Genomic DNA, 9,095 nt, shown 5'->3' with positions numbered 1-9,095 from the left:
GATTTTGAGCTATAAATTCCTGTAGTTCGCCGATGACTCCACCCACCGCAGGTATCTCTTGTTCTAAATACTGCTTTATCATTGTTCTGTTTTAGACTTGTATGCTCTCTCCGTATTATCTCTTATTTTTTTTCAAAAATCAAATATTATTCCTATAGCTCTCACTTACATGTCAAAAATCTAGGTGCATAACTTTGATTTATTAATCAAATTTATGACTTAGGCATTTAACATGTTCATTTATTTATCCAACACGAATATATATGCCTCTCATTCTTATTGTTCCTTATTGAGAATACGTTTTGATGCCATTCTTGATTATTCATGGCTGCTCAAATGTCTTTTTTGACTAAAAATGTCTGTTTTTATTCTTGCTTGGCTTTTTTATCTCAGTAATTGCCGTTTGTGACAGTCGGGGTGCCGAATGTGGGTTATATAAAAGGGCTTTCAAGGTGCTTGCCGCCCCTTGAGATCCAAACCTTGATTAAATCAAAGTTACAAAATCTGGCTTCGATTATTCCTTTCTGAGAGTAACAGGAGGAGCATAAAACTGAAGTATTTTCAATCGGTTTAGACACCCTGGGAGGTGGTCAATTGGGTACTAAACCCAAACAGCATTTTTGCTGGTACGCTATTTAGATAGGACATATGCAGCCCACGGTAATTATGGCGTGCAATATAATATCAGTCTGCCTTTAAGCAATATTACCAACTAAATCCAGACTCTTACTGTCACCCTGGAAACACTACACTTTTAAAGGAAGATAAGTTGTCTCAAAGTGCTGTTCGTTTCCGTAAACCATCCCTAGATTTCCCTTTCTTTCGTGGTACTGTGCGGCTACACTATATTGATGATCAAGAACCGAAAAAGACGCACTATATCATTTATGTCATCGCACTGATCTGGTTTTAGAACCGTTGATGCAGCTTGTATTGCCACCCTGGACTCAACGAAGATTAGAGGTAGATTAAATCTATCCGCCGGATTCTACTCCACCCTAGGTGCTAATGGAAAGAACTTTGTCCAAGTGATAGAGAGATGGGGTGAGTTTTCCACACCTCCCAATTTCCTTATTTACCGCCGTAAAAAAAGGCAAGTTCTTTTTCTTTCAGGGGAGCAAAACCAGCATCTACCAGTAATTTGTCGAGTTCTTGCTGGGGGATGTGCTTTGCACCAATTCGCACAATGCGCGATCGCATGGTGTTGGATACGCCACTGCGCTGTCTATTTGCTTCTAGCCCCATGACTTTGCTATACAGTTCTAACTTGGCTGAGGGAATAGGAGAACCATCAAAATCGATTCCAGCAGCGATCGCTTCATCAATAGCATCAGCACCTGTGGTGGTTTGATTTCCTGGGTTAGTTTCGGTAGGCATGGTAATTTGCTCTTAAGGCTATAGGTAAATTTTACCAGCCTTGAAGACACGTGCTAAAGCAATTAGTCCTGTATTTGCTCACTTGCGGGCATTTCTTTGCAGCCAGAAGATGAATTTCCTTGATGTTGCCTTAAATCTGTGTAAAGACTTGTCACTTTTCGAGATTTTGGTTTAATCTCTAACCAATGGTGTAGCAATAGGTAATGCTATGTCTGACGCCCAAACTCCTTGCAACAAAGACCGTAGCCTCGAACAAGCTCTGACGAACAAAATTATCGATGATTATTTCGACAATTCCGAAAGTTGGCTCAGAGCTATTTTGCGGATGTGTATTTTTTCCTTGGCTCATCTGGATGGACAACCAGTTTTCGTCGTCGAATGCCCAAATCAAGCAGTAGCCAAGCGCCTGAGTCGCAAAACCTATCCATTTCGAGGATTAGTATATTTTTTAACGGACAACTTTAACGGCAGCGATCGCACTTTGTTTTGCTACCATGAAAGCACTAAGGGTAATTGGCGTTGTTTTGATACCAGGACTAACTCTTGGAAAATCCTCAGTAATTTGCAATCACCTACCGCCCCAACCGATAGTTGATAAAGTAGTCATTAACTAATCCTGAACTGGGCGCGTCACCAAACCACCTACGAACGCCCCTAAAATTGTCCCTGTCCAAATTCCTGCCGTGTTACCTTGCCAAATTGCCCCTGGTCTCGCCCAAAGGCTGCACATCTGTTTTAAACCCCAAGGCTGGTTGTGACAGTGCTGGCTATTCAGCATTAAGGTGATTTGTCCACCAATGTAACCACCAAAAAACCCTGATAACAGCGCCAAAAAGGTACAAATTAGAATTCGTTTTCTAGCCATTAGTTTAATTGTCAGTTGTCAATTGTTTGTGTTTTACCACTGACTCAGGGCGGGGTTTCCCCGCCCCTACTGACATTTCAACCTGTATTTCTCATACCCGCAGCAATGCCGTTAATGGTTAACAATGCCCCTCGCAGTAACTCGCCTTTGCTATAACGGGAGTGAATAACCCCAGAGGTTGTAGTATTCTGGGATTGCCGTAGGCGTTTGAGTAGGGAAACTTGAATAAACCCTAAAGGTACAATTGTGCCGTTGCGTAGCTGTACTGAACGCTGCAAGATTGGATCACCGTCTAAAAGTCGATTGTGTCCAGTGATTTGTAAAACTAAATCCCTGGTGAGATAGAATTCGCTAGCAATTTGCTCAAAAACTTGATCAAACCGAGATTTGTCTTCGGGGTTAGACAATTCCTGGACGTAATGGCGTGCCATTTCCATGTCTACTTTGGCCAAGGTCATTTCTGCTTTGGAAATCACCATTTTGAAGAAGGGCCACTTGACATAAAAGTAACGCAGCAGCTTTAGGTGTTGTTCTGGTTCAGCGGTGACAAATTCTTGCAAAGCTGTGCCGATCCCATACCAAGAAGGCAGCAAAAACCGGGTTTGTGTCCAGCTAAATACCCAAGGAATAGCTCGCAGACTGCTTAAATCTTTCTTACCAGATGGACGACGTGCGGGACGGGAGCTAATTTGCAGCTGGCTAATTTCCTCAATGGGGGTTACTTGGTGGAAAAAGTCGGTAAAATCAGGCTGTTCGTAGATGAGGGCGCGATAATGTTGACGAGATCGCACTGCTAACTCTTCCATAATCTCATTCCAAGGTTCGATATCATCAAACCCAGTCCGCAGCAAACTTGCTTGAATCACGGCGGTGGTGATAGTTTCCATGTGGTACAAGGCTAAGTCCTCCAAGGAGTATTTAGAAGCTAAAACTTCCCCTTGTTCGGTAATTTTGATCCGCCCATTAATACTGTGTCCCGGTTGAGCTAAAATCGCCTCATAAGCTGGCCCTCCTCCCCGTCCTACAGAACCGCCACGTCCGTGAAAAATCCGCAAATTCACACTGTACTCTTCTGCTATTTGCTGCAGTGATTTTTGGGCTTTATGAATTTCCCAGTTGCTGCTTAAAAAACCAGAGTCTTTGTTGCTGTCGGAGTATCCCAGCATCACTTCTTGCAAGTCAGTTCTGAGTGTACAGGTTGTTGTTGCTTGAATAGTTTCCCCGACTTGAGGTGACTGATTTTGGTTTGTAGATTCAGGACTCAGCACTCGTTGCTCTGCACTGTCATAGCCTCCAGCTAACAAGGCGCGATATAACGGTAGTGCAAACAGTTGCCGCATAACGCTGCGAGAGCGTTGTAAGTCTTCTACTGTTTCAAATAGGGGTACAACCTGAATACTCCCCACAGCAATGGCTGGATCAAAAAGTCTGGCTTCTTTAGCTAACAGTAAAACTTCCAGAACATCGCTGACATCGCGGCACATACTGATAATGTAAGTTTGGCAGATTTTGACCCCAAATTCCTGTTGCAGCGATCGCACGATGCGGAAGGTTTCAATTACATCGTTGGTTTTTTCCGAAAATGGTAATTCTGCTGGAATTAACGGCCGACGGGTTTGCAGTTCCCCTGTGAGCCAAGTGACTCTCTGTTCTTCTGTGAGGTCGTTATAAGGTTGGGGTAAGACTTGGAGATATTCAAGAATTTCATTCAGCGCATCAGCATGGCGGGATGATTCTTGGCGGATATCTAACTGTGTGAGGTTAAAGTCAAAAATTTCTACCTGACAGATCAGATTTTCCAGTTCCCGACAACTTAAACCAGTTTCGGTCAAGTTACGTTCAATCAACCGCAGTTCTGCTAAAAACTCTAACCCCGAACTGTACATTGGGGATTCTTGATTTTTTGGCGTTTCTCGGTTGTATAAAGCTAGATTGCGATCACGCGTATTTTCTAGCCGTTTTAGTACATAAGCTAGCTTCAGGCGATAGGGTTCTTGGCGATAACGCAATGCTAGAGAGTCGTATACTTCACTCAACGTAGACTGATCTAACTCTAGTGATTCCAGCAAGTCTGGCAAGACATCACTCCAATGCATTGACACACTCAACAACTCAATCAGCTGCTTGACTGAGCGAATATATCTCTCTAACACCATTTTCCGCTGATAACAAGCAGTCTGCCAGGTAATTTCTGGTGTTACTGATGGGTTGCCATCTCGATCAGAACCCACCCAAGAGCCAAAAGAGCAGAAGTTTTTACTCGGTGGTTCCAGCCAAGGAAAGGTCTGATTTAGAGCGTATTTGAAGCGTTTATACAGTTGGGGAATGCCATCAAATAACACTTCTTGGAAGTAGTGAAGGGCATAATCTACTTCATCTAACACTGTGGGTTTGAACTGGTGGAGTTCGTCTGTGCGCCACCAGAGGCGAATTTCTTCGAGCAATTGTTCGCGGACATCTGCTGCTTCCCAAGGATAGCTGCCACCTGTGCTACCGGAGCGGTTTTCCACTCTATCAAGCTGTTGTAATAGGTTGACCACCTGTCGCTGCTTATCCCGGATAGTATGACGGACAATTTCCGTCGGGTGTGCGGTGAAGACTAAGCGCACATCCAATTGTGTAATTAGACGTTGAATTTGCTGGGGTGGGACATTCAGCTGAAATAGATGGGGAAACAAGGCAGCAAAGGTACCTTTATGTTTAACTTGGGCTTTGTCCATCCAACTCTTGGTGAGCAAGTCTGCTCCTCTTCCCCTATTAACAGGGGCGTCATCTTCTGTCTGGTTAGTAGAGTAGATAATATTTGGTAGAGTTTCCTGGTCTGGTGGTTCTGCTTCTGTCTCGGAATAACGATTCAATTGCTGCTTTTGTTCGTATTCCTGCTCTATGATATTGATCAGCTGAAAATACAGAGCAAAGGCACGAGCTGCGCGAATTGCTTCGTTAATATTCAGTTGTTCAATCAATTTGACGGCTCCCGATGCTTGGTCATGTGTGGCTTGTCCTTCTGGGGAGCACAAATCGCGCAACTGCCGCAGTAGCTCCACCATTTTTTGACCGCATTCTTGCCGGAGAACTGACTCCCACAATTCCTCTACTACCTGTAGACGATGACGCAAAAATAATTCCGAGGCGGGGTAGATATTCGCAGCTTGCGATAAAGAGTATAAAAGGGAACCCATATTCTCTGTTCTTGTAAAGCCAATTACTGTTTACAGTTCTAGGTTTTGTGCGTGATGCTCACTATGATTGTTCTGGAGCAAATTTTCGCTTATAGTATATTTTTTTAACTTTGATTTAGTTTGTGATCATCTGGTGGGAAGTTGAGGATGGGCAGGCGATCGCCTCGAAACAATTCTTCACTCTTCTCCCCTAAAGCTACTAGTGTTTTGCCAGTGGCTTTTTCTACAGTGAGCAGCAGGAGGATAGACACCGTACCTATTTGTAAGAGGAGAGAGTGGGGAATACTCAACAAAGTTAGATTTAGTCCGGGGTTAGATGAGGAATTTTGGATCACAAGTGGCATTGCTAATTTTTGGTGAAAAGGAAGATGAGTAGGATAAACGCAAAACTCTTGTCGTTGTTAGACTTGCAACCTTATAAAACTATCTTTGCCCATTTTGCCAGCTTATAAGGTAACAAAAGTGTTAAAAAAAAACTGCAAAGTGTGATAAACCTGTATGTCTCTAGTTTACAAGCGCAGTCACTACCCCAAATACTTGCTTCCTGTTAAAGTTAACTTCCCATGAAAACAGCATTACTTGATCGCCAGCAATCCTTAGTGAAATGGGTAAGCCAAGCAACAGGGATCAACACTTTCGGGGTGAAAGTCCGGTTGCGGGGAAATGACCTACATATTCTTTGTGAAGGTACAGAGTGTCCACAACGTTGGCGTACACTGTCTGACTTGCTGCAAGCACTGCAGCAAACAGACTTGGATACCCTCACCAGTAACGAACAACCCTCAATATACCAAGTATTTGTCTACGGTCGCAGAAAAGGGGAACACCGGCCCCAATGGTGCCATCGAGTGTACTTGAATCAATTGGATCGGCATCTGGAACAGGTCAAACAGGCCCTGATAGCAGACTCAGAAAAATCAAGACAATATGGTGGGGCGCTAATTGTCTCTAATGAGAGTTTAGCACGCCAGGGAAACCCAGATGCTATTGCTCGCTATCTCAGCGAAAATCTTAGTACCTTGGGTGTAGCAGTCCAGGTAAAGATTAAGCAGCCCGGAACAAATTCTCAACCCGCATCCAAACGCTTGTGGATATTATGCGGGTCGGTCTATAGCCCCGATGCATCATTGCTGGCAGAACCAGTAGCCCAGAAGTTACGCCATCTCAAGCTTGTTGGCTACCAAGATGCAGTGATTGTTTCCCAAGTGAGCGGTGAAACTGCGCCGGATTGGTTGCTGCGGGTTGATTTGACGCCACCAGAGGCGATGCTTAAAGAATGGGCCCGCTGGGGGGATGTACAAGCGATCGCCCGATTGTTAACTGATATATTGTCAGAGTCCAAAATTGCTGTCCAAGCTGCTCTCAAAGAGTCCACTCTACATATCTTTTGTACTCCAGCTTTTGACCCTTTAGAAACTGAAAGAGCACCAGATAAGACAGTGTGCTTGCAGGCGATTTTACCCCAGCTAGAAGCGATCGCGCCCCAAGGGATTCTCGCCGCCACCATATACGGACAAAAAACTATTGACAAGCAGCCCGCTTGGATTGATTGGTCATCTTTACCGGCTGCGGATCATCCTGCCCTGGCCACATCAGCTCTAGATTTGGGTATTGCTGGTGATGAAAGAGCGATCATTTTTTTACTAGAGCGGTTACTCAACCCTGACCTAGATGGGCGACTGAAGACAGGTGGTATCCGTGTAATTCTGCTTCGCAAAGCTGATTTATTGCACATTATGTGTGATGCTCCCATTTGTCCAACACGTCAACAAGTGGCCAGCAAAGTCGCTCAGTTGATCCGCCAGTTAAAAATTCCTGGACTTATCGGTGTGCGTGTCTACGGACGTCGTGCTGGTGATAAGGAACCGAATTGGCATTACGGCATCGATTTTGGGCATCGCCAACGGTTAGTGCCAGAAGCAACACCAGAGTTTGCCGCCACTGCGGAATACGTTAACGATCTGATCATCTCGGAAACTAACGAGCCAATGCTGCGTCCCGATTTAACGACCCAGGAAGTTCAAAGTTTCGTCACCGAAGTAGCGCGGGATTGGGTAGCAACTACCAATACCACAGCCAGAAAGTGGCTGTTAGCCACCCAGCTATTTACAGAAATCGGCCAATCAGCAGAGCAAAGCCCGGATAATCAAGGACTTCGGTCTTCCCTAGTCTGGGTTGCTTTGGGTTTATTGCTCACACTCCAAACTGATTGGATGTTGGGTTACGTTATCACTCACACCAACCCAACTTCGCCCAAAGTCGCTACTGTTTGGCCCCCAGCATCCTCAAATTCAAAGCCAGCTTTGACAATGGGTGAAAACCAGAGTGAGATCACAGCATTTTTTGCTAACACGGGGAAAAGAAAATCTCCTCAGGCTGGGAGTTCTGCTTTCAATGCTTCTGGGTTCACTCAAAATGATGATCGCCAGTCGGGTTTGCCAGCTGCACCGCTGAAGCCCAAGGCCACTGCAACTGCTATTCTTTTAGCAGCGAGAGCCCGCAAGGCGGGAGCTTCCCTAACGCAGATGCCTAGTTTCAATGCCAGGCAGTTAGATGAACAACTAGCGCTGTATAAACAGCGCCTGGCTACAACTGGTAGTCCACCGGATGTATTAATTATTGGTTCCTCCCGCGCCCTCAGGGGAGTTGATCCGGTGGCACTTTCTCAAGCCTTGGCAACTCAGGGTTATGCCAATATTGACGTGTTTAATTTTGGCATTAACGGCGCTACTGCAAAGGTTGTAGACTTTATCATCCGCCAACTACTGGAACCATCTGAACTGCCAAAAGTAATTCTTTGGGCTGATGGTTCTCGTGCTTTTAACAGCGGTCGCGAGGATATCACCTTTAACGCCATCTCCGCATCAAATGGCTACAAACAGGCGTTGCAAAAAGCGCTAACAACGGCAAGTAGCGATGGGCTACGCCCCGCCGGAGGCGATCGCCTGCCCAAAAATTCGGCAAATCCTACATCAGAGCCAAAACACAACGACAAAGCACAAGAGATTAACAGCTATCAAGTTGTCAATCAGTGGTTAGATCAATCTTTGGCTGGTTTTTCTGCTAGCTATCAACACCGTGACCAAATTCAAACTCTATTGCAAAAACAACTGAAATATTTGCCGTTTAGCGATCGCCTTTGGCGCGGCGTAGCCCATGGCACTCAGAAAGTCACATCACAAATCCAGTCCACAACTAATAATCCAGAAGAAGATAATTCCCAACAATCCGTTGACTTTGATGGCTTCTTGCCCTTATCTATCCGCTTTAATCCTGCTAGATACTATCAAAAACATCCCAGAGTTCCAGGAAATTATGACAACGACTATAGATATTTTCAAGTAGGAGGTGAGCAGGATGCAGCTTTCCAATCGGTGCTGGATTTTACCCAGTCTCATAAGATTTCCCTAATATTTGTCAATATGCCCCTCACCTCAGACTACTTAGACGCAGTCCGGAAAAAACATGAGCAAGAATTTCAGCAGTATATGTTAAGCTTTGCTGCTAATTCCAACTTTGTCTACCGAGATTTAAGCCCACTGTGGCTAACAAGAAATGATTATTTTTCTGATCCCAGCCACCTTAATCGCTTTGGGGCTTATGAAGTCTCGAAAAAGCTAGCTAATGACCCGATGATTCCTTGGCCAGCAAAGTAAAAAATGGGCATAAAA

8 protein-coding genes are annotated in these 9,095 nt (G+C 44.8%); 4 read left to right on the top strand and 4 right to left on the bottom strand.

Going from position 1 to position 9,095, the window contains the following annotated elements:
* Window positions 1-620: 620 nt before the first annotated feature.
* Both H6G32_RS27380 and H6G32_RS27375 read left to right on the top strand, forming a co-directional pair.
* On the top strand, window positions 621-716 hold the full coding sequence (locus H6G32_RS27380) for a DUF3370 family protein (RefSeq protein WP_375539795.1): 96 nt from the start codon (window positions 621-623) through the stop codon (window positions 714-716).
* Between the two features lie 53 nt (window positions 717-769).
* Window positions 770-913 (top strand): hypothetical protein, encoded by a 144-nt coding sequence (locus H6G32_RS27375; RefSeq protein WP_375539794.1) that lies wholly within the window; start codon window positions 770-772, stop codon window positions 911-913.
* 158 nt (window positions 914-1,071) lie between these two features.
* Here H6G32_RS27375 and H6G32_RS10025 read toward each other — a convergent pair whose 3' ends face one another.
* Window positions 1,072-1,377, bottom strand: a complete 306-nt coding sequence (locus H6G32_RS10025) for a small RNA NsiR4-regulated ssr1528 family protein (RefSeq protein WP_190457661.1) — start codon at window positions 1,375-1,377, stop codon at window positions 1,072-1,074.
* Between the two features lie 208 nt (window positions 1,378-1,585).
* Between H6G32_RS10025 and H6G32_RS10020 the strand changes: the two genes are divergently transcribed.
* Window positions 1,586-1,972: a hypothetical protein gene (locus tag H6G32_RS10020; protein WP_190457659.1), complete on the top strand. Its 387-nt coding sequence runs from the start codon at window positions 1,586-1,588 to the stop codon at window positions 1,970-1,972.
* A 15-nt stretch (window positions 1,973-1,987) separates the two neighbouring features.
* Here the strand turns inward: H6G32_RS10020 and H6G32_RS10015 are convergent, their stop codons facing one another.
* The 3 genes from H6G32_RS10015 to H6G32_RS10005 form a co-directional block, all read right to left on the bottom strand.
* Complete coding sequence (locus H6G32_RS10015) at window positions 1,988-2,242, bottom strand: hypothetical protein (RefSeq protein WP_190457657.1); 255 nt, start codon at window positions 2,240-2,242, stop codon at window positions 1,988-1,990.
* A gap of 77 nt (window positions 2,243-2,319) precedes the next feature.
* Window positions 2,320-5,424: a phosphoenolpyruvate carboxylase gene (locus tag H6G32_RS10010; protein ID WP_190457655.1), complete on the bottom strand. Its 3,105-nt coding sequence runs from the start codon at window positions 5,422-5,424 to the stop codon at window positions 2,320-2,322.
* A gap of 104 nt (window positions 5,425-5,528) precedes the next feature.
* Window positions 5,529-5,768: a hypothetical protein gene (locus H6G32_RS10005; protein WP_190457653.1), complete on the bottom strand. Its 240-nt coding sequence runs from the start codon at window positions 5,766-5,768 to the stop codon at window positions 5,529-5,531.
* 219 nt (window positions 5,769-5,987) lie between these two features.
* Here H6G32_RS10005 and H6G32_RS10000 point away from each other — a divergent pair, with 219 nt between their 5' ends.
* The gene (locus tag H6G32_RS10000; protein ID WP_190457650.1) at window positions 5,988-9,080 is read left to right on the top strand and encodes a DUF1574 domain-containing protein; all 3,093 of its coding nucleotides are present in this window, start codon (window positions 5,988-5,990) and stop codon (window positions 9,078-9,080) included.
* Window positions 9,081-9,095 lie beyond the last annotated feature (15 nt).

Source organism: Cylindrospermum sp. FACHB-282 (genome assembly GCF_014697195.1).
Taxonomy (GTDB): domain Bacteria; phylum Cyanobacteriota; class Cyanobacteriia; order Cyanobacteriales; family Nostocaceae; genus Cylindrospermum.
This window is presented reverse-complemented; position numbering and strand designations above follow the sequence as displayed.